The organism is Candidatus Nitrospira neuquenensis, assembly GCF_979578155.1.
Map to the genome: position 1 here is coordinate 280697 of NZ_CEFZDU010000011.1, position 24214 is coordinate 304910.

Sequence of the window (24214 nt, forward strand, 5' to 3'; positions counted from 1 at the left end):
TCCGGCGGGGCTACACAGGGCGCGGACGGATCGGCCTCCGGACGAGCCGCGCCTCCACCGGACCTCCATTTCGAGCGGAGCAGAGGAAACGGCCGGCGACGCCGGCCGGCAACGTGGGCCTGACGTGAGGAGGATCGGGGCATGGTGAGCGGGACGCAGCGGTGGATCACGAGGATGCTGGCCGTGACGGCGGGAGCGGGGCTGCTCGCGGCCTGGCCCGCCTGGGCGGAGGCGCCGCACGCGGGCCATGGAGCGGAGGCGACGGCGATGCCCGTGCACCGGCCGGCCGGGCCGGTGCTGCAGGAGAAAATGGCCAGGGCCGTCGAGCAGATCGAGCAGCAGGTGAAGAGCCGGGGACCCTTCCAGGGCGCCGGCGCGCACGCCAGGCAGCAGGGCGTGCTGCTGGTCGCGGAAGATCCCGACAAGGTGAAGGTGGGCGAGGGCGCGCGCTGCCCGGCCACGGCGCCGGTCCGGGCCTTCGACGTCACGGCCATCAACGTCGAGATCACGCTCAACCGCTTCGGCGACTTCTTCCCCGGCTACATGTACGTGCTGACCGAGAACCTCGAGGGGGTCCGGGCCGAGGAGGCCAGGAACAGAGCCGCGCGCGCGAGCGACGACCCGACGTTCGCCGGCGGCGCGGTGTCCAACGGGCTTCAGGGCGACCTCATCCAGCCGCTCGTGATCCGCGCCAACCAGGGCGACTGCCTGCGCCTCACCCTGCGCAACCGGATCGACGGCGAGCCCACGAACCTGATCATCAACGGCTCCCAGATGCTCGTCAGCGCCACCGGCAAACCGGCCACGGCCAACAACCCCGAGGCCCTGGTCCAGCCCGGCGCCGTCGGGCAGTTCGAGTGGTACATCCGCCCGGAGCTCCAGGAGGGCGGCCGGGCCTTCCATAGCCACGCCACCCGCGACCAGTACTCGCTCGGCATGCTGGGCGCGCTGATCGTGGAGCCCCGCGGCTCGCGGCACCTGAGCCCCTTCACGGGCGAGGAGATGAAGAGCGGCTGGGAGGCCATGATCGACCCGCCGGCGGCGGCGGACTTCCGCGAGTTCGTGATCTTCTACCACGAGGCCGGCGACGAGACGTTCCGGATCCTCGACCGCAAGGGGGACATGCTCCCCCAGCGCGACCCGCACACCGACACCTACCGGCCGGCGGCGCGGCTGCTCAACTACCGGAGCGAGCCGCACGGGACCAGGCTGGAGCTCCAGGCGCACCTCGTCGGGTTCGCGGACGAGTCCCAGGGCTACGGGTCCTACACCTTCGGCGACCCGGCGACCACGATTCCGCGCTCCTACCTGGGCGACCCGGCCAAGTTCCGGATGATCGGCGGGTCCGAGATCGTGCACTCCCACCACCTCCACGGCGGGTCCATCCGTTGGGCGCGCCAGCCCGGGGCGAGCCAGCTCGACCCGACGCTGAGCAAGAGCGGGCCGGTGAAGTTCCCGGCGATCCGCGACACGTCGGACCGGCTCGACGTCCAGTCCATCGGCCCCTCCGAGGTCTACGACGAGGTGATCGAGGGCGGCTCGGGCGGCCTCCAGGCCCTCGCGGGCGAGTTCGTGTTCCACTGTCACATTCCGCAGCACTACGTCACCGGCATGTGGGGGTTCTGGCGCGTGTACAACACGCTGCAGACCGCGGACAACCGGAACGACGTGATGCCGCCGCTGGCGGAGCTGCCGGACCGCCGGGGCGCGATGAAGCCCGCCGTCACCTCCGAGAAGCTGGTCGGGACGATCGTGGACTGGTACGGCGGCAAGCGGTACGAGATCACCAGGGACAAGACCGACTGGAAGGCGAACCCGGTCAAGGTCTCGATCAAGGACTGGGTGGAGTCCATGCTCCCCCCGCAGGGTCTCCCGGGGAAGACCGAGGACCAGGTCCGGCAGGCCAAGGCCCATGACGCGACCGTCGTGAACTGGAAGTGGGACGGGCTTCGGGCGCTGAACGAGCCGGAGACCCCCCACCGGTGGGCGGACTACGCCTCGCCGACCCCGAACGAGCGGCCGGCGATCACCTTCGACCCCAAGACCGGCAAGCTGGCCTTCCCCTGGCTGCGCCCGCACCTCGGGAAGCGGCCGCCCTTCGCGCCCAACCACGGCGGGGCGCCGTGGCTGGAGCCCTTCCACCTGCGGGAGGACGGGACGCGGAGCACCGAGCCGCCCAAGCCGGGCGAGCAGGGGCCCTGGAGTCTCTGTCCGTCGGACTCGCCGCGGAAGTTCTACACGATCCATTCGATCACCCTGCCGATCACGCTGAAGAAGGCCACGGCCAAGACGCCGGCGATCGTGGACCCGATCGGCATGATCTTCGTCCTGCACGAGGAGGAGGAGGAGGTCCGCCGGACGCCGGAGAAGCAGGTGCCGCTGGTGATCCGCGGCAACGTCTACGACTGCGTGGACATCATCTTCAAGAACGAGATCCCGGACGACGAGCGGACCGGGTGGGCCAACAAGATCAACCTGCACCCGCACTTCTTCCAGTTCGACACGAGCGCGTCGGACGGACCGACGATCGGGTTCTCCTACGACATGTCCCTGCGCGCGTTCACGATGCTGACGGACCCCGAGCCGGAGAAGGGCATGCCGTTGCCGGCCAACACGACCCTGACGGCCGACAGCAAGCCCGGCGCCCGCAGCCTCACGCTGGCGGACCCCTCCAAGCTCCACGAGCAGACGGAGCTGGGGATCGGGATGGACGACCCCACGTATTTCGAGGTGGCGCGCATCAAGAAGATCACCGGGAAGACGGTCCACTTCGACGCGCCGTTGAAGCACGCGCACCGGAAGGGGGACATCGCGAGCGTGGAGTTCATCCGCGAGCGTTGGTACGTGGACGCCGACTTCGGGACCGTGTACTGGCACGACCACGTGTTCGGCACCGATACCTGGGGGCACGGGCTGTTCTCCGCCTTCATCACCGAGCCGCCCCGCTCCACCTACCACGACCCGGTGACGGGCCGGGAGATCCGCAGCGGCCCCATCGCCGACATCCATACGCTGGAGCCGGTCTCGGCCCACATCCGGGGCAGCTTCCGCGAGGTGATGATGCACATCATGGACAGCAACGCCCGCACGGCGGAGCTGATCACGACCGACAACCCGCAGGCCAAGCTGGGTGCGGTGAGCGTGGACGGCCCGCCCTCGCACAAGTTCCCGGACCGGATCAACAAGTCGGCGATGTGGTTCCTGAACGGCGGGGAGGCGACGACCGGGAGCGGCTACAGCATGAGGGTGGAGCCGCTGAGCGTGCGGCTCGCCAACGCCCCCGACCCGTCGAAGCTGTTCGCGTCGGCCGTCCACGGGGACCCGGGGACGCCGCTCTTGCGGGCCTACCTGGGCGATCCGATCGTCGTCCGCGCCCTCGTCGGCTCGGCCAACGAAGTCCACACCTGGCACGTGACCGGGCATTGGTTCCCCATGGAGCGGTACGGCACGACGGCCATGCCGCGCAGCACGATCCACCTGGCGATCGGCGAGCGGTATGACCCGGCCATCCCGGCCGCGGGCGGCCCCCAGCAGATGGCGGGGGACTACCTCTACTACAGCGGCCGGGCCTCCCACTTCGCGGAGGGGAGTTGGGGGATTTTTCGGGTCTACGACGAGCCCCGGAAGGACCTGAAGCCCCTCCCGGGCCGCGAGGAGATCCGGAAGTCGGCGCCGTCGGTCTGTCCGGCCGACGCACCGGTGAAGACCTTCAACGTCGTGGCGATCGACCAGCAGCACCGCTACCACGACGGTGCCCCGGGGGTCATGGAGGTGGACCTCGAGCGCAAGATGGTCTTCGGCAACGAGCGGGGGAAGATGTACATCCTCGAAGGGGACCGGGGGCGGGTGAAGGCCGGCGAGCTGAGGCCGAGCCCGCTCACGCTGCACGTGAACGTCGGGGACTGCGTCACGATCAACCTGAAGAACGAGATGGCGAAGGAACGGGCCGGCTTCCACGTGGACATGATGGCCTTCGACCCGAGGGACTCCTTCGGGGCCAACGTCGGCGATAACCCCGGCGACCAGACCGTGGCGCCGGGCGAAAGCCGGACGTACACGTACTACGCGCACCCGCAGTACGGCGAGCTGGCGGCCATGATCCAGGACTGGGGCAACGTGGTCGAGAACCCCCGAAACGGCCTCTTCGGCGCCGTCATCATCGGCCCGAAGGGCTCGACCTACCGCGACCCGGTCACCGGCGAGGACCTCACGCTCAAGAGCAGTTGGCGAGCCGACGTGATCGTGGACCGGACGGTCCCCGGCAACGAGCATCGCCGGAACTACCGCTCCTTCGCCCTGATGTTCCAGGACGAGGACAACATCATCGGCGTGAGCTTCATGCCCTACCTCCAGCAGACGGCCGGCATCACCGCGGTGAACTACCGCTCGGAGCCGACCGCCTGGCGGATCGAGCAGGGGTGCGAGGTCTCCGAGGTCTTCTCCTGCGCCAAGGCGGGAGAGACGCCCTCCACGCCGACGCTGATGGCCCACGTGGGCGATCCGGTGGCGATCCACGTCCTGGGAGTCTTCAGCGAACAGGTGCAGCTCTTCACGGTGGACGGCCACGAGTGGCCGCACGAGCCCTACATGACGGGCGCCGACCTCGTGAGCACGATGGAGTTCGGCGGCGCGGAGGTCATCAACGCCTACCTGCACGGCGGGGCCGGCGGGCCCAACGGGGTGGCGGGCGACTACCTCTGGAAGAACCAGCGCCCGGCCTTCATGCACGCGGGGCAGTGGGGCCTCTTCAAGGTCCTGCCGGTGGGGGACCGGCGGATCCTGCCCTTGACCCCGCAGGCGCCGGAGACCAGGACGGCGGAGCGGCCGGGGGAGGGAGCGGTGACGCGGACGGCCGGCCCCGTCGGGGAGCGGCCCTGATCGCGGGCGACGCCGGGTGGGCGAGGCAATCAGCCCGATGAGGCAGCGATGAGCGGATGGACTCTCGGCTTGGCGACGGTCCTGGGGCTGGCCCTGGCGACCGGATGGACGGAGGCGGGCCTGGCCGCCAGCTATGAGGCGGGACCGGTGAGGGACGGGGGCGGCATCACGGGCGTGGTCCGCTTCTCGGGGACCGTCCCGCCGCCCAAGCGCTTCGAGCTGCGCCGGGCCCCGGATCGCGGCTATTGCGGCGCCCTGTCGGACGGGTCCGGGGCGCGCACGCTGCGCGAGGTCGCGGTGGACGCGCACGGCGGGCTCAAGGACGTGGTCGTGACCGTGGAAGGCGTGGAGAGGGGCAAGCCCTTCGAGCTGCGCGAAACGAGGCTGGAGGCCAATGTCTGCCAGTTCCTCCCCTTCGTCTCGGTCCTGCGCGACCGCGCGCCCTTGACCGTCATGAACCTGGACCCGGTGGCGCACGATCTTCAGGTGTACGAGCGGGACCGGGACCATGTCGTTATCATGTTCCACCGGCCCTCGTTGACCGGGAGCGGCACGACGGGTCTGATCAGGATGACCGGCGCCCGTCGGGAGATGGTCATGCAGTGCGGCATGCATCCCTACATGCGGGCGCACGGCCTGGCGGTGGACAATCCCTACTACGCGGTCAGCGCGCGGGACGGCTCCTTCGCCATCGCGGACCTGCCGGCGGGGACCTACCGGGTCAGGGCCTGGCACCCGGTCCTGGGCGTCCAGGAGCGGGAGGTGACGGTGCGGGCGGGCGAGGCGACCGAGGTGCCGTGGACGTTCGGCGCGCCATAGGCTCGGGCCGGCTCCGCCGCCTGTCCGCCGGACTGGCCGCCGCCCTCCTGCTGGGGGCGGCCGTCGCGCCGGGGGCCGAGGGCCCGGCGGACGGTCGGCCGGCCGTGGAGGGCGGCCGCGTCGAAGTGGTGCTGGCCGCGGACTATCGGAAGGACCTCCCGGCGATCATCGAAGAATTCGCCAAGGCGGGGCTCGCGAACGTCCACGTGCAGTTCATGCGCCTGGGGCGGCCGCCGACCAACCTCGGGCTCGGTCGGGAGGTGACGGCCGAGCGGGCGAGGGCGGCGATCCGGATGGCCGTGAAGTACAATGGCGGCGTCACGGTCCTGCTCCCGGCCTCCCTCTTCCCGCCGCGCTTCGTGACCATCGCGTCCTCGAACTTCGACGACACCGTCGAGTGTCCGATCGGCGCCGCGGACCTCGCGCGGCTCAAGGACCCGGCGCTGACGACCGAGCAGTTCCATGCCCTGTATCGTGACCTGACCCGGCCGCGGGACGGCCGCCCCGCGCGAGGGGGCCGGCGATGATGCGCGTCGCCCTGATCGGCGCGCTGCTGCTCCCGGCGACCGGCGCGGTCGCGGACGGGCCCATGCCCCCCGCCGAGCGTCGGGTGCACGTCCAGGCCATGTTGCGCGACGCGGAGGACATGGTCGCGCACGGGGGGATGGGGGACGCGGCGGCCATCGTCCACCATTGCGGTGGGCTCGTGGCCCACGCGGAGGCGCTCCTCGGCGCGCTCCCGCCCGACCATCCCCACGGCCGGGAGGCCGCCGCGCACCTGCGGCGCGCCGTGGCCCATTGCCGGCGGGTCGCCTCCCTCGGCGCTTCCGTCGATCCTGGCCTCAGCCTGAACCCCGCCACCAAGGCGCGCGCCGCCGCCCGCGACGCGGCCCGGCACCTCTCGGCCATCGGAGACTGACGGCCCAGGCCGCCCGGCGCGCCCGCCGCAGGCAAGGTGCAATCTTCTCCGGAATGTGGTAACGAAGGGGCCTCGTCGCGCCGAGGAGGGCGCCGCCCAGATGCCCATGCGTGGCCGACTGCCGTGGCTCACCGCCCTGCTCCTCGCCGCCGTCCTGTCCGGCGGCGGCTGTTTCCACACGATCCACGTCGCGCCGGAGCCCGACCGGACCGCGGAGGCGCCGATCCCCGCCGCCGTCCGGGTCGAGGTGGCGGAGCTGACCCAGCAGGGGCCGGGCAGCCTCCCGCGGATCTACTATCTCAAGTGGACGAAGCAGGATTTGCAGCAGGCGATCGAGCGCTACCTGCAGAAGCGGGGCACCTTCGCCGGCCCGCCGGGCGCGAAGCCGGAGCTGGTCCTCTCGCTCACGGCCTCCCTGCAGATGGACCACAACGACCGGTACAGCTTCCGCTTTCGCGTGCAGGGGACCTTCCTCCGGGAGGGGCGGACAGGGGGCAAGGTCTACAGCGGGGCGGGGTGGGCGCCTGGGCCCTGGGCGCGATGGAGCACCGCGTCGGACCAGGGTCCCATCAACGAGGCGGTCCGCCTCGCGCTCGACGAGCTGTTCGCCGGCATCGAGGCCGACGGGGAGGCGGCGCTCGAGCCCGGGACGTCCTAGCCCGCGCCGGCCTATCGCAGGGAGGCCCTCGGCACCGCGGGCTTCGGCTCCTCCGCCTGGCCGCCGGTCAGGCGGAGCGGCTCCCGGCCCTTCAGATGGTCGGGCGTGATGATGTAGTTGCCGCCCATGCTCGTCGCCCAGACGGACATCGCCGCGTCCGTGTCGCCGCCGGAGAAGGCGAAGGTCAGGACGCCGACGGTGCCGCCGACGATGGCGTAGGCCACCTTGGCCGCGCCGTAGGGGACGGTCAGGACCCAGGCGGCCGCGCTGATGCCCCACTCCGAGGGCGGCTCCGACGGCGCGGGCTCGGCGGCCGGGGCCGGACCGGCCGACAGCAACGGGAGGCCGCAGAGGGTCAGGGCCAGCGCCAGGGCGATCGACGGCATGAACGGGGAACGGCTCACGAGCATGGGGCGCCTCTCCTCCTTTCCCATGTCTTCCTCCATCGCGGTGAACGGCCGCTCGCCACTTAGGGGACACATCATACGACATTTTCCGCCGCGGCTCCAGGGGGAAATCGGGGAAACGGGGAGGGGCGCGTGAGCGGAGCATCGTTTCGGGTTGTCCGGGTCGAGTCGTGGCCGGCCGACGTCGCCCTGACCGATCCCTTCGTCGTCGCGACCGGCTCCCGCCCGGTCGCCGAAATCGCCTTCCTGCGCGTCACGCTCGCCGGGGGCGCGCGGGGCTACGGCGAGATGGCGCCGTTCCCGGAGGTCGGCGGAGAGGATCGCGCCTCCTGCCTGGCCGCCGCGGGCCGGCTGGCCCGGGCGGCGCTTGGGACCTCCGCGCTCGAATACCGGCGGCTCGGGCGCCTGTTCGCCGAGATGGAGCCGGGCCGGCCGGCGGCGCGCTGCGGGCTGGAGAGCGCGCTCCTCGACGCGCTCTGTCGCGCGGCCGGCCTGCCGCTGTGGGGCTTCTGGGGCGGGGCGGACGTCCGCGAGCGCGAGACGGACATCACCATCCCGATCGCCGATGCGGCCCGGACCGTCGCGCTCGCGCGCGGCTGGCACGCCCGCGGGTTCCGGCTGTTCAAGACGAAGGTCGGCGCGGACCTGGATCGGGACCTCCGGCGGCTGGAGGCGCTCCACCGCGCCCTCCCGGACATCTCGATCATCGCGGACGCGAACCAGGGCTTCACCGCGGGCGAGGCCCTGACCTTCGCGCGCGGCGTCGGGCGGTTCGGGGGCCGCCTGGTCTTGCTGGAGCAGCCGGTGCCGCGGGAGGACTTGGAGGGGATGGCCGCGCTGCGCCGGGAGGCGGGCGTGCCCGTGGCGGCGGATGAGTCCGTCCGGTCGCTTGCGGACGCCCGTCGGCTGGTCAAAGCCGGGGCCGCGGACGTCGTGAACGTCAAGATCACGAAGAGCGGCCTGCTGGAGGCGACGGCCATCGCCGGCTTCGCCCGCGCGAGCGGGCTGGGCCTGATGGCCGGCGGCATGGTCGAGACGCGCCTGGCGATGGGCTGCTCGTTCGGGCTCGTGCTCGGGCTCGGCGGCTTCGACTGGCTCGACCTGGACACGCCGCTGCTCCTGGCCGCCGACCCCGTGAAGGGCGGGTTCCGGTACGAGGGGCCGCGGCTCCTGCCCTGGGCCGGCGCCGGGCTGGACCTGGAGGTCGCCGGCGGGCCGGTGACCACCGTCGAGTGACCGGACCGGCCTGAAACGACGGGATTGACAGGGCGGTCGCGGTCGGCTAGCGTGGCACCGCTTGCGCCCCACCGTGCGCGACGAGGGTTCTATGCCGAGCCTGCCGAGAGGATTCCCGGCGATCGCCGCCTGTCTGCTGCTGCTCGCCGCGGCGCCGGCCGCCGGGGCCCGCGACGGCAAGGCCGCGGCCGACGAGACCGTCCGGACCATCCTGGAACGCGGCCTCGTCGTGACCGTGCCCCCCTTCGAGCAGCTCAAGACCCTGATCGAGGCGGAGGGGGCCGACGTGGCGACGCTGACCGTTCCGGTGAGCCTGCAGGCCACGGACGCGGCGCGCACGGCCCTGGAGTCCGCCGCGCGGGAGCTGGACGGCGTCGTGCTGGACGCGGTCCTGGAGCTGGATTACGGCATCGTGTCCGTCTCGGCCCGCTCGGTGAGGATCAGCCGCGACCCCGCCCTGCTCGAGTACTTCCAGCGGCGCATCGGCGCGCTCCTCCTGCGGCTCGACTTCCAGCTCGAGGGCGGCGGCGCCTACGCCTGCACGACCGGCAATCCCTGGCGGATCCCGGTCGCGCCCGTGTCCACGCTCTTCGCCTACGGCGGCCGGCCCAGCATCCAGGGACTCGGCCTCTCCTCTTCCTACGACGGTCGGGACGACGGGTTCGTCGCGGCGCGGAGCGACACGATCAAGGTGAACTTCAAAGCGATGATTCCCCAGGCGGACATGGCGCGGGTGAAGGCCGTCGCGGCGCGGGTCGTGGAAGGCACGGGGGACGAGCCGGAGGGGGCCTGCCGGCGGGTCACCCCGTAGGGTGGGTCTCGGTCGGGTCCACGGACTCTTCGCACCGCCGGCAATCCAGGAATTCCCCCAGCCGCGCCGCCCGTCCCGCTTCGCTCAGTACCCAGGGCCGGAAGGCGAAGGGCGGCTGGTGGCGCACGTGCTGCCCGTGGCCGCAGGCCAGGTCGGCGACCCAGTCGCCCCCTGCGTCCCGGTGGAAGCCGATGATGCGCTGCCGCATGGTCCGCCCACGCTCCGGTGGCGCCGCCGGACAGCGCAGCCTAGCATATCACCGGCCGGCGGAGTGCCGAACCGGAGCCGACAGGAGGAAGAGATGAGCCGCGCACAGGGACCGACCGGCACGGAGACGGCCACGCTCGCGGGTGGCTGCTTCTGGTGCCTGGAAGCGGTCTATGACCAGGTGAAGGGCGTCCGCTCGGTGGAGTCCGGCTACACCGGCGGGTCGGTGCCCGACCCGACCTACGAGGCGGTCTGCCTCGGCCGCACGGGCCATGCCGAGGCGGTGCGGCTCGTCTTCGCCCCCTCCGTCGTGACCTACGCCGAGCTCCTGGAGATCTTCTTCGCCATCCACGACCCGACGACGCTCAACCGCCAGGGCAACGACGTGGGCACCCAGTACCGCTCGGCCATCTACTACCATTCGCCGGAGCAGAAGGCGGCGGCGGCGGCGATGATCGCGCGCCTGACGGCGGAGGGGCTGTTCGACAAGCCGATCGTCACCGAGCTGGCCCCGGCCGGTCCCTTCTACGTCGCCGAGGACTACCACCAGGAATACTTCGTCCGCAACCCCGCCCAGCCCTACTGCGCCTACGTGGTCGGCCCCAAGGTCGCCAAGTTCCGCCGGGCCTTCGCCGCGAAGCTGAAGGCCTGACGAAGCGCCGGGCGAAGCCCCGGCGCATGTGGGAAGGTACAGTCATGGCCGGCCTCTTCAGAGGTCTGGAACGCATCGAGGAGGCGCGCGAGCGCCCGACCGGCGCGAGCTTCATGGCCGGGCTCTTCGTCGGCCGCCCCGACTTCACCCTCCTGACCCCGCCCCCGGAGCCCCCCGACGAGCGCGCCGCGGGCGAGGCCTACTGCCGCCGGATCGAGGAGTTTCTCCGCGCCCGCGTGGACCCGGATGAGATCGAGCGCTCCGCGAAGATCCCCGAGGCCGTGCTCCGGGGGCTCTTCGACCTCGGCGCCTTCGGGATGAAGATCCCGAAGGAGTACGGGGGCCTCGGCTTCTCGTACCGGAACTACGGCCGCGTGCTCACGCTCATGGCGAGCTGGAGCAACATCCTCGCGCTGACCGTCGCCGTGCCCCAGTCCATCGGGATCGCCATGCCGATCCTCCTGTTCGGCGACGAGCGGCAGAAGCGGACCTACCTGCCCCAGGTCGCCCGCGACTGCCTCTCCGCCTTCGCCCTCACCGAGCCCTCCACCGGCTCCGACGCGGCCAACGTCCGGACCGAGGCCAGGCTGGAGCGGAGCGGCGGGGCGTTCCGGGTGACCGGCGAGAAGCTCTGGTGCACGAACGGCCCGATCGCGCGCTACCTCACGTTGATCGCCCGCGTGCCCGCGCGCCGGGTCGTCCGGGACGGCGCGACGACGTGGCAGCCGGTCCCCGAGGGCGAGCGGGAGGACGACCGCGTCCACACGGCCTTCATCCTGGACATGCGCGAGCCCGGCGTGACGGTCCGGCAGCGCTGCCGGTTCGAGGGCTGCCGGGGCATCGAGAACGCCTACCTGACGCTGGAGGACGTCCGCATCCCGGCGGAGAACCTCATCGGCGAGGTCGGCCGCGGGCTCCGCTACGCGCTCACCATCCTGAACGTCGGCCGCGCGATCAGCATCCCAGCCATCTGCCTCGGCATGGCCAAGCAGGCCTGGCAGCCGACGCTCGACCGCGCGAACCGCCGCGTCACCTTCGGCCGACCGCTCGCCGAGCGGCAGACCCAGCAGATGCGGGTCGGCCGCATGGCGACGGACCTCTTCGCGATGGAGGCCCTGGCCGCGCTCGTCTGGGCCCTGGCCGACCAGCATCGCTACGACATCCGGATCGAGGCGGCTCTCGCGAAGATCGCCGCCTCGGAGGGAACGATCCGGTTCCTGCGCGACGCGCAGATTCTCTTCGGCGGGATGGGCTATGAGACGGCCGACTCCAAGCGCGAGCGGGGCGAACCGGCCTTCGGCATCGAGCAGCTCGTGCGCGACGCGGAGATGTACCGGATCGGCGAGGGGGCGACGGACATCCTGCGGCCCTTCGTCGCCCGCGAGGGCCTGAGCCCCCACCTGGAGCGGGCGAAGAGCTACCTGGACGAGGGTGCGACGGCCGGATGGCGCCGGCGCGCCCTCCTCGCGCTGGCGGGCTCCTACCTGCCCTGGTTCCTGGCGCGGCTGCGGCCCGTCCGGCTGCCGGGCGGGCCGCCGTTCCGTCATCCGAAAGTCGCCGCAGCGCTCCGCTACGTGGAGCGCGAGAGTCGCCGGCTGGCCCGCGCGATCCTCTTCGCCATGGCCCGGCGGCGGGCGGCGCTCATGGACGACCAGGGGCGGCAGAACCGGATCGAGCAGGCCGGCGAGGACCTGCTCGTCGTCGCGGCGGCGGCGCTCGCCGCGGAGGCGCGGGAGCGCGAGGCGAAGGACGCCTCGGCCTGGGACCTGGCGGATGAGGTCGTCCGGCAGGCCCGTGAGCGGGTGGCCCTCGCCGTCCGCGGCCTGATCAGGAATGAGGACGAGGCGCCGGCGACCGTCGGCCGGCGCGCGCTGGCCGGCGCCTACGGCTTCCTCTCCGGCGGCGTGATCCGGCGCGGGCTCGCGGACTACGGCGCAGCGCCGAAGGCGCCCGAGCGGTCGAGGGAGGCGGACCCATGACGGAGGAGACGAGGGACGCGCTGGTCCAGCTCGCCGTCCTCACGGCCGTCCAGGTGGAGCGCGCGCCGGGGCCGGTGGAGCGACGCCTGGTGCTCCTGCGCGCCTTCGCGGAGGCGCGGCGCCTCAACCCCGCGCTCGTCGAGGAGCCGGACCTGTCCCTGCTGAACGGGCTGCTCCGGCAGCGGGAGGCGCTGGTGCCCAACCTGCAGGCCCTGTGGCTGGAAGACCCCGAGGCGAGCTAGCTCACAGCAGGCCGTGCCGCTCGCGGCCGATCCTGCCGTCGTACAGCCGCGACGACTTGAAGGGCTCGTACCGCCCCGCCGCGGCCTGGACGGCGACCCGCTCGCGCAGCGCGGCCATCTCCCGCTCGGAGTAGGGCGTGAAACGGCGGGCGAGGGCCAGGTTCCGCCTGAGCACCTCCAGCGAGTCGATCCCGCTCACGACCGTCGCCACGGGGAGGCTCAGCACGTACCGCAACGCCTCCTCCGCCGTGACGAGCCCGTGCCGGAGCGGCTCGGCGTTCCCGCCCATCGTCTTCATCGCGAGCGGGGCGATGCCGCGGCGGGCGAGCTCGGGCAGCACCCCCCGCTCGAAGCTGCGGTAGGTGCCGTCGAAGACGTTCAGCGGGAGCTGGCAGGCGTCGAAGGGGAAGTCGCGCGCGAGCATCGCCAGGTGGATCGCCGGGTCCTTGTGCCCCGTGAAGCCGAGGAACCGGACCTTGCCCTGCCGTTTCGCCTCGACCAGCGCCTCGACCGCGCCGCCCGGCGCGAAGTGCCGCTCGGGGTCGTCCTCGTAGATGACCTCGTGGATCTGCCAGAGGTCCAGGTAGTCGGTCCGCAGGCGGCGGAGGGAATCCTCGAGCTGCCGCAGCGCGACCGTCTTGTCCCGGCCGTGGCTGCAGACCTTCGTCATCAGGAAGGCCTCCTCCCGGCGGCCCGCCAGGGCCTTGCCCATCAGCTCCTCGGCGCGGCCTCCGTGGTACTCCCAGGCGTTGTCCATGAAGGTCAGGCCGGCATCCAGCGCTTCGTGGACGATCCGGAGCGCCTCGGCCTCGCTCGCGACCCGGCCCAGGTGCGCGCCGCCGAGGCAGAGCGCCGAGACGGTCAGGCCGGTGCGGCCGAAGGGCCGGCGGGGGATCTCCCCGGTCGCCGCGCGCGCCTCCGGCGCGCCCACCTGCGCGAGGGCGCGGGCCGCGGCCAGCGGCCCGCCCAGCGCCGCCGCCGCGCCGAGCGCGCCGAGGCCCGCGAGGACCTGCCGGCGGCCGACCGGCGTCCGCTCCGGCTTGCGGTCCGATGCGTGATGGTCCATGGCGACCTCCCAGGCGATGGGTTGCCTTACGCATAGCCGATTTCTCCTGCCAAATCCAGGGGCGCGGGGCCGAGCGGGTTCCCCCGGTTGTGTCCCCACGGCCCTTCCTGTATACAGACCCCATGCGACCCGGTTCGCGCCGATGGGCGTCGTGTCTCGTGCTCGCCGCGCTGCTCGGCCTCGCGCCCGGCGCGCCGGCCGGGCGCCCCGCCGCGCCGGCCCCGCCGCCGGCCGAGACCCACGAGATCCAGAAACACCTCGCCGCCATCGCCGCGCTCGCCGAGCCCTCGCCGACCGTCGCCGTCCCGGCCGGCTGGTTCCTGATGGGCACCGTCCGCAAGGACGACGACCCCTACGGCCTCGCCACGCAGTTCGACGACACGGAGCTGCCGCAACGCCGGGTCTGGCTCGACGCCTACGCCATCGACCGCGACGAGGCGAGCCTGGGCGAGGTCCTGGCCCATTGGCGCGCCGCGCGCCGCCAGGCGTCGCCGGCGCTCAAGCAGCTCATCTGGCACCTGATCAGCGTCCACGCGATGCCGGACGCAGTCCTCGCGCGCTGGCCGGCCCTCTACGTGACCTGGGCCGAGGCGGAGGACTTTTGCCGCGCCAAGGGGAAGCGTCTGCCGACCGAGGCGGAGTGGGAGAAAGCGGCGCGCGGCGCGGAGGGGCGGGTCTTTCCCTGGGGCGATGCGCCGCCGGAACCGGGCCTCGCCGTGTTCGGCCAATACCATGTCCACGAGATTCCCCTCGTCGCGGCGGTCAACGGCGGCGAGGAAGGGCAGAGCCCCTACGGCCTGCGGCACATGGCCGGCAACGTCGCCGAGTGGGTGCAGGACTGGTTCGGGTTCGACTACTACTCGATCATGCCGGACCGCAACCCGCCGGGCCCGGGACCCGGCCGCTACAAGGTCGTCCGCGGCGGCTCCTGGAAGAGCAAGCCCGCCATGCTGCGCGCGGCCACGCGCGGCGGCGCGCCGCCGGAGCAGCGCGCGCCCACCGTCGGTTTTCGCTGCGCGAAAGCCGGTCCGTGAGATCGCCCCGCGGCCCCTTCGTCGGCAGGCCCCCCTCAAGTCCCCCGCCGCGCCGGCCGACAGAGAAGGCAAGGATGGCGAAGGAGGCGGGGGGAGATGGAGCAGCCCCACGGAACCTGGGCGGGCACGTCCTTCAAGATGGTCGCGGGGCCGTCCGGCCGGGTCCGCCCCGCGGCCCCCGCCGTCTATGCCGGCTGGCAGCCGGGCACGCGCCATCATCCCGGCTTTGAGATCTGGACCCTCACCAGGGACATCGCGGGCCATCCCGCCGGCTCCAGTGTCAGCCGACAGACCCTGGAACTGGCCGGGTTCGCCTGTCCCTCTCGGCCCTGACCGCCGGCCGCCGCCCTTGCATTTTCCTTCCACCCTCCCTACGATCCGCTCCGGCTCATCCTGCTCGCCGTCCTCTTCGTTCCCGGAGGTGCGTCCTGTTGCGGCGGCTCCCGGCCCTGGTCGGGCTTTCGCTTGCGCTGCTCCGGGCGACGTCCGTCCCGGCTGCGGGGGAGCCGTCGCCGGCGCGCGAGGTCCTGGTCGGCACCTGGGCCTGCCAGTCCGTCTACGGCGGCCCCTTCACCGGCCGCGCCTGCCCCACCTGGCCCCCGTTGACCCTGAACGCGGACGGGACCTATGTGTGGGGAAGCGAGCGCGGGGCCTGGAGCGTCGAGGAGGGCCGGTTGCGCCTCTCCGCCCGCACGGCTACGGGGACGCTCGATGCCGACGGCAGGCTGGTCGTGGAGTATGAAGTCAAGGGCGTCGCCTACCGGCAGACCCTCTTCAAGCGATGACGCCATCGCCTCGGGCGAGGGGCGGCGCGTGTCGGCCTCCCCGCGGCCAGGACACCGGATCGGCCGGCCCGCCGCGTGCTGTCTGGGCGCGGTCCTCTGCGCCTGCCTGCCCCACGCCGACTTCTCCGGCGAGGTGGTCGAGGTCGCGGACGGCGACGTCATCGGGGTGCAGTACCTCGACGCGCGGGTCTGGGTGCGGCTGCACGGCGTGGACTGTCCGGACCCCGGTCAACCCTACGGGCCGCGGGCGAAACGGATCGCGGCGGACCTGGCGATGGGCCAGACGGTGAAGGTGGAGGTCGTCTCGCGGGACGAGCAGGGGCGGTTCGTCGGGGATGTCGTCATGCCCGGCGGCACCCTGTTGAACGAGACGCTCGTGGACCTGGGCGCCTGCTGGTGGGACCGTCGCGCCGCGCCGGACGACCATCGGCTCGAATATCTGGAAGAAGGCGCGCGCCGGGCGAAGCGGGGGCTCTGGACCGACCCCGATCCCCTGCCGCCCTGGGAGTACCGGATGTTCCGGGAAGGCAGGCCCTGAGCGCCGCGGTCGGAGCAGCCGCTACCGCGTCGCCGAATGGGTGCTCGACGGGGCCTCGGCGGGATAGAGCACGATCTCGATGCGCCGGTTCTGCTGCCGGCCCTCTTCGGTGGCGTTGTCCGCGACGGGACGGGTGTCGGCGTAGCCGACGGCCGAGAGCCGCTCGGGCGCGATGCCGCCCTCCAGCACCAGGTACCGCACGACGCTCGTCGCGCGCGCCGCCGACAGCTCCCAGTTCGAGCGGTACTTGCCCTGGAGCGAGGCCTTGAGCGGCTTGTTGTCCGTGTGGCCCTCCACCCGGATGGCGGCGGCGCCGGCCTCGGCCAGTTGAGCGGCCACGCGGGCGAGGATGGCCCGGCCCTCGGGCGCGATCCGGCTGTCGCCGGACTTGAAGAGGAGACTGGCGACGATCGAGAAGGACACCGTCCCGTCCGGCGAGGCCGTCGCGACCACCGGCCCGGATGCCGGCGCGGCGGCCGCCCGGGCCAGCTCCTGCTCCCGCTCCATGAGCTGCTGCGCCGACCGTTCCGCGGCGACCGAGAGTGTCTGCACCTGGCCGCGCAACGCCTGGACCTGCTCTTCGAGCTGCTGCCGGCCGGCCTGCGCCCCCTCCTGGTCCTTGCGGGCGGCCTCCAGGGCCGCCCGGGCCGCGGCCTGGTCCAGCTCGAGTCGCTGAATCCGCTCCTCCAGCGCCTGCGTCGCCCGCTCGGCCCGGTCGCGCTCCTGCTGAGTGAGGACCTTGGCCTCCTCGGCCTCCCTGGTCGCCGCGGTCAACTGCTCCCGGAGCGCGCGCAGTCGGTCCTCCCGCTCCCGCACGGCCGCCTCCGACGCCTCCTTCGCCTCGCGTGCCGCGTTCAGCGCCTGCTGCAGCTCGCCCAGCCGGCGCTCGGCGGCCTGCAGCTTGGCGGCGGTCGCCTTCTGCTCCTTCCGCGACGCGGCGAGCTCCTCCTGGGTCTGCTTGTGGGTCCAGCGGCCGACGCAGCCGGAAGCCAGCAGGCCGGCGAGCAGCAGGCCGGCGACGATCAGGGTCCGCATGGGCATCCTCCCCGCCGTGGGCGATACGCAGATTCCAGGGGGGCATTATCGGGAGATCGGGACGGCGAGTGCAAGCGATTTTCGCGCGCGGAGCGGGCTAATCCTCTTCCCGGTAGATCATCTCGTGCAGCGGATGGTCCGTCAGGGCCTCGTAGGCCTTGCCGACTGTGTCCACGGGGGAGACGTGGAGGAGGAAGGGGTTCCGCCAGTCGCCCTCGGTCACGGCGACCTGGTCCGGGACGATCACGCGCTGGAGGTGCTTCTTCTGCGCCGCCTCCAGCTTGAGCCCGATGCCCTCCACCGGCCCGAGGTGTCCGTCCGGCGCGATGGTGCCGGTGATGACGCGGTCGGTGGGGACGCTGTCGCCCTTGGCGAGGGCCGCGACGGTCAGGCCGACCATCGCCGACAGGCTGCCGCCGGACACGGTCCGGCCGGGGGTGAGGGCGGCGAGCGACACCGTCCAGGAATCCGGGTTCAGGCGGGCGAGCTGCGCGGCCCGCACGATGGCGGAGAGCACCTCCGTCTGGGCGGAGATGGAGAACCGGCCAGGCTGGGTGTGGAAGGTCACTTCGATCCCGCGCTCGTCGGCGCGCTGGGCGAAGGCCACGACCAGCTCCGTGACGGCGCCAACGGCGTCGTGGGATTGGGTGAGGGTGGTGGCGAGGATGCGGATGAGCTGGACCTTGCTCGCGGGCTCGGTCTGGGAGGGCGTGGCCCCGGCGAGGGCCGGCACGAGCAGGGCCGCGAGCAGGGCCGCGGCGCGAGCGAGCCGGCGGCCCGGTCGCGTCGGCCGGACGTCCACGACGGCGGGGCCTGTGCCTGCTGTCTTCCGGCGATCCATCCGTGGCTCCTCGGCCGGGGAACCCCGATAGATGATTCACAGTATAAACCCCGGACGGCGATCGTGCAACCGGCTCAAGTTTCGCCCCGACCGGCCGACAACGCGGAGAGTCGGTCCGGCTCGGACGGTTCAACCGGGAGGCCGCCATGTGTCCACGGTGCCAGCGCGCCAGCCTCATGGGCCTGGGGGAATTCTGGATCTGCGATGTCTGCGGCCTGGTCATCCTCGACCGGGAAATAAAGAAACGGCCGCCGCCGGCCGCCGGCCCCGCCTCGCCGCGGGAGCCGTCGGCTGCCGCTTGAGCGGCGGCTGAAGGCCGTCCCTCTGTTCCGCTGATCGGCCACGGCCTGGGCCCGGGTCGCCGCGTCGGCCAGGCCTGCCCCCATTCCCGGGTCTCCGCGTCGCCCCGTCCCTCGGTCCTGGAGGCCCCCTCTGTCCACAGGCCTCCTGTTCCCCCCGTCGCGCGAAGGGTGTATGATCGCCCCGCCACGGATGCCCGCGGGTGAAGGTACGTACGCTGAACGGCGTATTGTCCGGGGGCGCAGTCCGTGGTTTCTGCTGGGGACGGCGGCGAGGGGCCGGGAGGAGGGTCGCATGGCACACAGGGGCGCGACGCGGCGGCTCGTCCTGGGACTGGCGGCGACGGTGGTCCTGACCGGCCCGGCCGGGGCCGCCGGGCTCTCCGCGGAGCCGCAGCTTCGCCTGGAGACCGGGGCGCACACCGAGGTGATCCGGCGCATCGCGGTGGACGCCGCAGGCCGCGTCCTGGTCACGGCCTCGCGGGACCGGACCCTGCGCCTCTGGGAGCTGCCCACGGGGCGGCTCCTGCGCGTGCTCCGGCCGCCGATCGGAGAGGGCAACGACGGGAAGCTCTACGCGGTCGCCATCTCGCCCGACGGAGCCTTCATCGCCTGCGGCGGCTTCACGGGCGGCGCGAACGAGGCGAAGAGCGTCTACCTGTTCGAGACCGCGAGCGGGCGGATGGTGCGCCGGCTCGGGGGCCTGCCGGAGGCGGTGACCCACCTGGCCTTCTCGGAGGACGGGCGGCTCCTCGCCGTGACGCTGGGCGGCGACCATGGCCTGCGGGTCTACCGGATGGGCGACGATGCCCTGGTCGCCGAGGACCGCCGGTACGGCTTCGCGAGCCACTCGGCGGACTTCGACCGGCAGGGGCGGCTGGTGACTTCCTCCTGGGACGGCTGGCTCCGGCTCTACTCGCCGGCGCTCCGGCTCCTCGGGCGGGTCCGGGCGCCGGGCGGCGCGCAGCCGATGCAGGTCGCCTTCTCGCCGGACGGGACCAAGGTCGCCGTCGGGTTTGCGGACTCGCCGCGCGTGAACGTGCTTTCCGGCGCCGACCTCTCCCTCCTCTACGCCCCGGACACGGCGGACCTCAAGCCGGAGCACCGGCTGATCGGTGTGGCCTGGTCGGACGACGGCCGGACGCTCTACGCGGGCGGCACCTACGAGCGCGGCGACCGCGTGCTGGTCCGGGCCTGGGGCGACGGGGGGCGCGGCGCTGCGACGGACCTCGCGGCGGGCGCGGACACGATCCAGCACCTCCTGCCGCTCCCCGGCGGCGGCGTCGTGTACGGCACCTCGGAGCCGGCCTTCGGCGTCTTCGACGCGGCCGGGCGGCGGACGGTCTTCCAGGGGCCGGCCAAGGCGGACTACCGGGCGGTCTTCGAGGGCGGCTTCCTGCTCTCGGCGGACGGCGCGACGGTCCGGTTCGGCTACGAATTCCAGGGCAAGGCGCCCGCGCGGTTTTCGCTCGCGACCAGGCTGCTGGAGACCGACCCGCCGCCGGACGCGGCGCTCGCGCCGCCGCTGACCGCGGCCGAGGGGCTCCAGGTCGCGGACTGGAACGACCGGACCAGGCCGACGCTCAACGGCCGGCCCCTCGCGCTGGAGGCGCAGGAGCGCGCGCGCAGCCTCGCGCTCGCGCCCGCCGCCGGCGCCGTGATCCTGGGGACGGAATGGAACCTCCGGCTCTATGACCGGACCGGCGCCCCGCGCTGGACCGTCCCGGCCCCCGGCGTGGTCTGGGGCGTGAACGTGAGCGGCGACGGCCGGCTCGTCGTGGCGGCTTTGGGCGACGGGACGATCCGGTGGTATCACCTGCGGGACGGCAAGGAATTGCTCGCCTTCTTCCCCCACGCCGACCGGCGGCGCTGGGTCCTCTGGACGCCGACCGGCTACTACGACGCCTCGGCGGGGGGCGAGGACCTGATCGGCTGGCATCGGAACAACGGGCGCGACCACGAGGCCGACTTCTTCCCCGTCGGGCGGTTCCGGCAGGTCTTCTACCGACCGGACGTGCTCGCGCTGGTGCTGGACCGGCTCGACGAGGGCGAGGCGCTCCGGCTCGCCGACGCGGAGGCCGGCCGCAAGCCGCCGGAGACGGCCCTGGCCCAGCGGCTCCCGCCGGTCGTGACGATCCTCTCGCCGGCGGCGGGCGTGGAGGTGAGCGAGTCGGAGGTGCTCGTGCGGTTCACCGTGCGCTCGCCCTCGGGGGAGCCGGTGACGGCGGTCAAGGCCCTGGTGGACGGCCGGCCGCTCGCGACGACCCGCGATATCACGGTCCAGGCCCGTCCGGCGCCGGGCGGCGCTCCCGCCCCCGGCGGCGAGTCGGAGGTGCGGGAGCTGCGGGTGCCGGTCCCGGCGCGGGACGCGGAGATCGGGATCATCGCCGAGAACCGCTACGCCGCGAGCCAGCCGGCGACCGTGCCGGTCCGGTGGCGCGGGCCGGCCCCCGACGAGTTCGTGATCAAGCCGACGCTCTATGTCCTCGCCGTCGGCGTGAGCCGGTACGAGAACCCGGAGTGGGCGCTCGGCCTCGCCGCCAAGGACGCGCAGGACTTCGCGGACACCGTCCAGCGGCAGAAGGGCGGGCTCTACAAGGACGTCGTCGTCAAGGTGCTCACCGACGACCGGGCGACCAAGGACGAGATCCTCGACGGGCTGGAGTGGATCCAGCGGCAGACGACCGCGAAGGACGTCGCCATGCTCTTCCTCGCCGGCCACGGCGTGAACGACCAGGCCGGCGTCTACTACTTCCTGCCGGCCAACGCGAGCACGGAGAAGCTCAAGCGGACCGGCGTGATCTTCTCCGACATCCTGGCGACCGTCAACGGCCTGGCGGGGAAGACGCTCGTCTTCCTCGACACCTGCCATGCCGGCAACATCATGGGCACGCGGCGCGGCGTCGCGGACATCACGGGCGTGGTCAACGAGCTGGCGAGCGCGGAGAGCGGCGCGGTGGTCTTCGCCTCCTCGACGGGCAAGCAGTACTCGCAGGAGAAGCCGGAGTGGGGCAACGGGGCCTTCACCAAGGCGCTGGTCGAGGGCCTGGGCGGCAAGGCCGACCTGCTCGGCAAGGGCAAGATCACGATCAACATGCTCGACGCCTGGCTGGCCGAGCGGGTCAAGGAGCTGACGGGCGGCACCCAGACGCCGACCACGTCCAAACCCAGGACGGTGCCGGACTTTCCGGTGGCCCTGCGGCCGTGAGGCCCGTCAGGCGTTGATGCCGGCGCCCTTCCACTCGCGCAGGATGCCGTAGGCCAGCCAACCGGCGAGGCCGAGGAGGAAGACGAGGCCGAGGGGGAGCGCCTGGGCCTGGGCGAGGTCGCCCTCAAACCGGACGCCCACCTCCTTCTCCCGTTCCCGCAGCCGGCCCCCCCACCTGCCGGACGTCCGCCGCAGGGCCTCGATCCGATCCGCCGCCTCGTGGTCGAGCCATTCCACGAGCCGGTCCACGGCGCGGACCAGGATGCGGCTGTCGTGCCGGCCTGCCTGCGGGAGGCGGTTCGTCCCGGCGATGCCGCGCCCGCCGTGGACGGCGCTGAACAGGAGCGGCGCCGCCAGGAGCACGGTCAGGAGGAGCAGGCGCCGGGAGATCGGGAAGGTCAGGGCGGGCTCCCGCTGCCGGTGGTCGAGGATCCGGACCGGGCTGCGGCTACTGAGCGCCCTCGGTTCGAGGCGGTCAACGGAAATTACCGCGGGCCGCCCGCTCGTCGTTGATTCAAGTTCCGTCCCGTTCCGCCGATAGAATCCCGAGGCCATGATCACGAACCGCGACGAGCACGAGCTTGGCCAGTTCATCCCGCTACACTACCACTACAACATGCTCAACGACCGGGCCCGGATGACCGGGTTCAAGGCCGCGATCGAGCGGGTGGTGCGGCCGGGGGCGCGTGTGCTGGAGCTGGGCGGCGGGACGGGCGTCCTCTCCTTCTTCGCGGCGCGGCGGGCGTCCCGCGTCTGGTGCGTCGAGCGGAACCCGGCCCTGGCCCGGGAGGCGCGGCGCATCCTCGCGCGCAACCCCGGCACCGAGGTCATCGAGGTCGTCGAGGCCGACGCCTTCGAATACCTCCCGCCCGAGCCGGTGGACGTGGTGATCTGCGAGATGCTCCACGTGGGGCTGCTGCGGGAGAAGCAGGTGCCGGTGCTCGCGGCGTTCAAGGAGCGGTACCGGCGGCGCTATGCCGCGCCGATGCCGGTGTTCCTGCCCGAGGCGGTGGTCCAGGCCGTCCAGCCCGTCGAGCAGTCCTTCGACTTCGAGGGCTACTACGCGCCGACCGTGTTGTTTCAGGACCCGGCGGCCGTTCAGCCGGCCACGCGGGAGCTGGGCGACCCGGCGGTCTTTCAGCGGTTCGCCTACGACGAGGCGTTGCCCGACCGCTGCGGGTGGGAGGGGACGCTCGCGATCCGCACGCCGGGCGCCGTCAACGCCCTGCGCTTCATCACCAAGAACCTCCTGGCGATCCTCGTCGCCGAGGGGCGGACCCTCGACTGGTTCAACCAGTACCTGATCGTCCCGTTGTCCGAGCCGATTCCGGTGGACCGCGGCGACCGCCTCGAGGTCCGCTTCGCCTACCGGCCGGGCGACCCGCTCGACGCCCTGCAGCCGGAGGTCCGGCCCGCGCCGTCCGCCCCCGCCGCATCCCACCGGGGTTGATCGGCCGCCCCGAGGGGGGTAGGATCACCTTGCGGGAGGCGCCGATGCATCGGATCCTGGTCCTGGGCGCGGGAAAGATCGGGTCGCTGATCGCCTGTCTGCTGGCGGAGAGCGGCGACTACCTCGTCCACCTCGGCGACGTGAGCGCGGAGGCGCTGGACCGGGTGAAAGACGAGGGTGGCCTCAAGGCCCTCGCCCGGCTGAAGACCCGCGCGCTGGACGTGCGGGACAAGGCCGCGATGGAGGCCTTTCTCGCCGCTGAGCCGGTCGAGACCGTCGTCTCCGCCCTGCCCTACTCCTGCAACGAAGCCGTGGCCGAGCTGGCCCGCGCGCACGCCCTCCATTACTTCGACCTCACCGAGGACATCGCGGTCACCGAGCGCGTCCGGCGCATCGCCGCGGGCGCCGACCGGGCCTTCGTCCCGCAATGCGGCCTGGCGCCCGGCTTCATCAGCATCGTCGCCAACGACCTCATGGGCCGCTTCGACGAGGTCGAGACGGTCAAGATGCGGGTCGGCGCCCTGCCGACCAACCCCAACAACGTGCTCAAGTACTCGCTGACCTGGTCCACCGACGGGCTGATCAACGAGTACGGCAACCAGTGCTACGGGATCGAGAACGGCGAGAAGACGGTCCTGCTGCCGCTGGAGGGCTACGAGACGATCACGGTGGACGGGCTGCTCTACGAGGCCTTCAACACCTCCGGCGGCCTGGGCACGCTCGCCGACACCTACGCCGGCCGCGTCCGGACGATGAACTACAAGACGCTCCGGTACCCCGGCCACTGCGAGATGATCAAGCTCCTGATGAAGGACCTCAAGCTGAACGAGGACCGCGGGACCCTGAAACGGATCCTGGAGCGGGCCGTGCCGCAGACCCTGCAGGACGTCGTGCTCATCTACGTGGCGGTGACCGGGCGGCGCCGCGGCGAGCTCTTCGAGGAAACCTACGTCAAGAAAGTCTATCCGCGGGCGATCGCCGGGCGGCGCTGGTCGGCGATCCAGGTGACCACGGCCGCCGGCCTCTGCAGCCTGGTGGATCTGGTGCTGACGCGGAACGGCGACCGCCGCGGCTTCGTCACCCAGGAGAGCTTCTCCCTGGCCGCGGTGCTGGGCAACCGCTTCGGCGCGGCCTACGCCTGATCGGCAAC

At 72.5% G+C, this 24214-nt stretch carries 24 protein-coding genes; 18 read left to right on the forward strand and 6 right to left on the reverse strand.

All coding sequences use genetic code 11. From position 1 onward, the window contains the following. The first annotated feature begins 141 nt into the window (after window positions 1-141). The 5 genes from AC1U7O_RS06475 (at window position 142) to AC1U7O_RS06495 (ending at window position 7274) form a co-directional block, all read left to right on the forward strand. Window positions 142-4878 carry a multicopper oxidase domain-containing protein gene (locus AC1U7O_RS06475; RefSeq protein WP_479893835.1) on the forward strand — a complete coding sequence of 1579 codons (4737 nt, stop codon included), beginning with the start codon at window positions 142-144 and terminating at the stop codon, window positions 4876-4878. Window positions 4879-4926: 48 nt separating this feature from the next. Further along, entirely contained in the window at window positions 4927-5697 is a 771-nt protein-coding gene (locus AC1U7O_RS06480; RefSeq protein ID WP_479893836.1) for a carboxypeptidase-like regulatory domain-containing protein, read from the forward strand. Beyond that, window positions 5676-6224 (forward strand): hypothetical protein, encoded by a 549-nt coding sequence (locus AC1U7O_RS06485; RefSeq protein ID WP_479893838.1) that lies wholly within the window; start codon window positions 5676-5678, stop codon window positions 6222-6224. The genes AC1U7O_RS06480 and AC1U7O_RS06485 overlap by 22 nt, the downstream gene beginning before the upstream one ends. After that, the gene (gene smbP / locus AC1U7O_RS06490) at window positions 6221-6616 is read left to right on the forward strand and encodes a small metal-binding protein SmbP (protein WP_479893840.1); all 396 of its coding nucleotides are present in this window, start codon (window positions 6221-6223) and stop codon (window positions 6614-6616) included. The genes AC1U7O_RS06485 and smbP overlap by 4 nt, the downstream gene beginning before the upstream one ends. Window positions 6617-6716: 100 nt before the next feature. Beyond that, a complete protein-coding gene (locus AC1U7O_RS06495; protein ID WP_479893842.1) occupies window positions 6717-7274 on the forward strand; it encodes a hypothetical protein in 558 nt (185 codons plus the stop codon). 11 nt (window positions 7275-7285) lie between these two features. On the opposite strand, the gene AC1U7O_RS06500 is transcribed toward AC1U7O_RS06495, so the two are convergent. Next, on the reverse strand, window positions 7286-7708 hold the full coding sequence (locus AC1U7O_RS06500) for a hypothetical protein (protein ID WP_479893844.1): 423 nt from the start codon (window positions 7706-7708) through the stop codon (window positions 7286-7288). Window positions 7709-7813: 105 nt separating this feature from the next. Between AC1U7O_RS06500 and AC1U7O_RS06505 the strand changes: the two genes are divergently transcribed. Together AC1U7O_RS06505 and AC1U7O_RS06510 are read left to right on the forward strand one after the other, a co-directional pair. Next, window positions 7814-8917, forward strand: a complete 1104-nt coding sequence (locus tag AC1U7O_RS06505; protein ID WP_479893846.1) for a dipeptide epimerase — start codon at window positions 7814-7816, stop codon at window positions 8915-8917. 91 nt (window positions 8918-9008) lie between these two features. Next, window positions 9009-9728 (forward strand): hypothetical protein, encoded by a 720-nt coding sequence (locus tag AC1U7O_RS06510; RefSeq protein WP_479893847.1) that lies wholly within the window; start codon window positions 9009-9011, stop codon window positions 9726-9728. On the opposite strand, the gene AC1U7O_RS06515 is transcribed toward AC1U7O_RS06510, so the two are convergent. Beyond that, entirely contained in the window at window positions 9718-9936 is a 219-nt protein-coding gene (locus AC1U7O_RS06515; RefSeq protein WP_479893848.1) for a DUF3565 domain-containing protein, read from the reverse strand. The two genes, AC1U7O_RS06510 and AC1U7O_RS06515, sit on opposite strands and share 11 nt — an antisense overlap. 93 nt (window positions 9937-10029) lie before the next feature. Between AC1U7O_RS06515 and msrA the strand changes: the two genes are divergently transcribed. The 3 genes from msrA to AC1U7O_RS06530 are packed head-to-tail and all read left to right on the forward strand — an operon-like array spanning window position 10030 to window position 12808. Next, window positions 10030-10587 (forward strand): peptide-methionine (S)-S-oxide reductase MsrA, encoded by a 558-nt coding sequence (msrA, locus tag AC1U7O_RS06520; protein WP_479893849.1) that lies wholly within the window; start codon window positions 10030-10032, stop codon window positions 10585-10587. Between the two features lie 44 nt (window positions 10588-10631). After that, window positions 10632-12566: an acyl-CoA dehydrogenase family protein gene (locus AC1U7O_RS06525; protein WP_479893850.1), complete on the forward strand. Its 1935-nt coding sequence runs from the start codon at window positions 10632-10634 to the stop codon at window positions 12564-12566. After that, window positions 12563-12808, forward strand: a complete 246-nt coding sequence (locus AC1U7O_RS06530; RefSeq protein WP_479893851.1) for a hypothetical protein — start codon at window positions 12563-12565, stop codon at window positions 12806-12808. The genes AC1U7O_RS06525 and AC1U7O_RS06530 overlap by 4 nt, the downstream gene beginning before the upstream one ends. Before the next feature lies 1 nt (window position 12809). On the opposite strand, the gene AC1U7O_RS06535 is transcribed toward AC1U7O_RS06530, so the two are convergent. Then, window positions 12810-13874: an aldo/keto reductase gene (locus tag AC1U7O_RS06535; protein ID WP_479893852.1), complete on the reverse strand. Its 1065-nt coding sequence runs from the start codon at window positions 13872-13874 to the stop codon at window positions 12810-12812. Window positions 13875-13996: 122 nt separating this feature from the next. On the opposite strand from AC1U7O_RS06535, the gene AC1U7O_RS06540 reads away from it, so the two are divergent. The 4 genes from AC1U7O_RS06540 to AC1U7O_RS06555 all read left to right on the forward strand — a co-directional run bounded on the left by AC1U7O_RS06540 (window position 13997) and on the right by AC1U7O_RS06555 (window position 16231). Beyond that, complete coding sequence (locus AC1U7O_RS06540) at window positions 13997-14908, forward strand: formylglycine-generating enzyme family protein (RefSeq protein ID WP_479893854.1); 912 nt, start codon at window positions 13997-13999, stop codon at window positions 14906-14908. A gap of 96 nt (window positions 14909-15004) precedes the next feature. After that, window positions 15005-15241, forward strand: coding sequence for a hypothetical protein (locus AC1U7O_RS06545; protein WP_479893856.1), 237 nt, complete (start codon window positions 15005-15007; stop codon window positions 15239-15241). A 98-nt stretch (window positions 15242-15339) separates the two neighbouring features. Then, window positions 15340-15693: a hypothetical protein gene (locus AC1U7O_RS06550; RefSeq protein WP_479893858.1), complete on the forward strand. Its 354-nt coding sequence runs from the start codon at window positions 15340-15342 to the stop codon at window positions 15691-15693. A gap of 28 nt (window positions 15694-15721) precedes the next feature. Then, a complete protein-coding gene (locus AC1U7O_RS06555) occupies window positions 15722-16231 on the forward strand; it encodes a thermonuclease family protein (protein WP_479893860.1) in 510 nt (169 codons plus the stop codon). 21 nt (window positions 16232-16252) lie between these two features. Here the strand turns inward: AC1U7O_RS06555 and AC1U7O_RS06560 are convergent, their stop codons facing one another. Beyond that, a complete protein-coding gene (locus AC1U7O_RS06560) occupies window positions 16253-17266 on the reverse strand; it encodes an OmpA family protein (RefSeq protein ID WP_479893862.1) in 1014 nt (337 codons plus the stop codon). Window positions 17267-17363: 97 nt separating this feature from the next. Continuing rightward, the gene (locus tag AC1U7O_RS06565; protein ID WP_479893864.1) at window positions 17364-18107 is read right to left on the reverse strand and encodes a hypothetical protein; all 744 of its coding nucleotides are present in this window, start codon (window positions 18105-18107) and stop codon (window positions 17364-17366) included. Window positions 18108-18253: 146 nt separating this feature from the next. On the opposite strand from AC1U7O_RS06565, the gene AC1U7O_RS06570 reads away from it, so the two are divergent. Both AC1U7O_RS06570 and AC1U7O_RS06575 read left to right on the forward strand, forming a co-directional pair. Next, window positions 18254-18409 (forward strand): hypothetical protein, encoded by a 156-nt coding sequence (locus tag AC1U7O_RS06570; RefSeq protein WP_479893866.1) that lies wholly within the window; start codon window positions 18254-18256, stop codon window positions 18407-18409. 292 nt (window positions 18410-18701) lie between these two features. Beyond that, complete coding sequence (locus AC1U7O_RS06575; RefSeq protein WP_479893868.1) at window positions 18702-21614, forward strand: caspase family protein; 2913 nt, start codon at window positions 18702-18704, stop codon at window positions 21612-21614. Window positions 21615-21620: 6 nt separating this feature from the next. Here AC1U7O_RS06575 and AC1U7O_RS06580 read toward each other — a convergent pair whose 3' ends face one another. Next, window positions 21621-22169, reverse strand: coding sequence for a hypothetical protein (locus AC1U7O_RS06580; RefSeq protein WP_479893870.1), 549 nt, complete (start codon window positions 22167-22169; stop codon window positions 21621-21623). On the opposite strand from AC1U7O_RS06580, the gene AC1U7O_RS06585 reads away from it, so the two are divergent. Continuing rightward, window positions 22168-23064: a class I SAM-dependent methyltransferase gene (locus tag AC1U7O_RS06585; protein WP_479893872.1), complete on the forward strand. Its 897-nt coding sequence runs from the start codon at window positions 22168-22170 to the stop codon at window positions 23062-23064. The genes AC1U7O_RS06580 and AC1U7O_RS06585 overlap by 2 nt on opposite strands. A gap of 44 nt (window positions 23065-23108) precedes the next feature. Beyond that, window positions 23109-24206, forward strand: a complete 1098-nt coding sequence (locus tag AC1U7O_RS06590) for a saccharopine dehydrogenase family protein (protein WP_479893874.1) — start codon at window positions 23109-23111, stop codon at window positions 24204-24206. The last annotated feature ends 8 nt before the right edge of the window (window positions 24207-24214 follow it).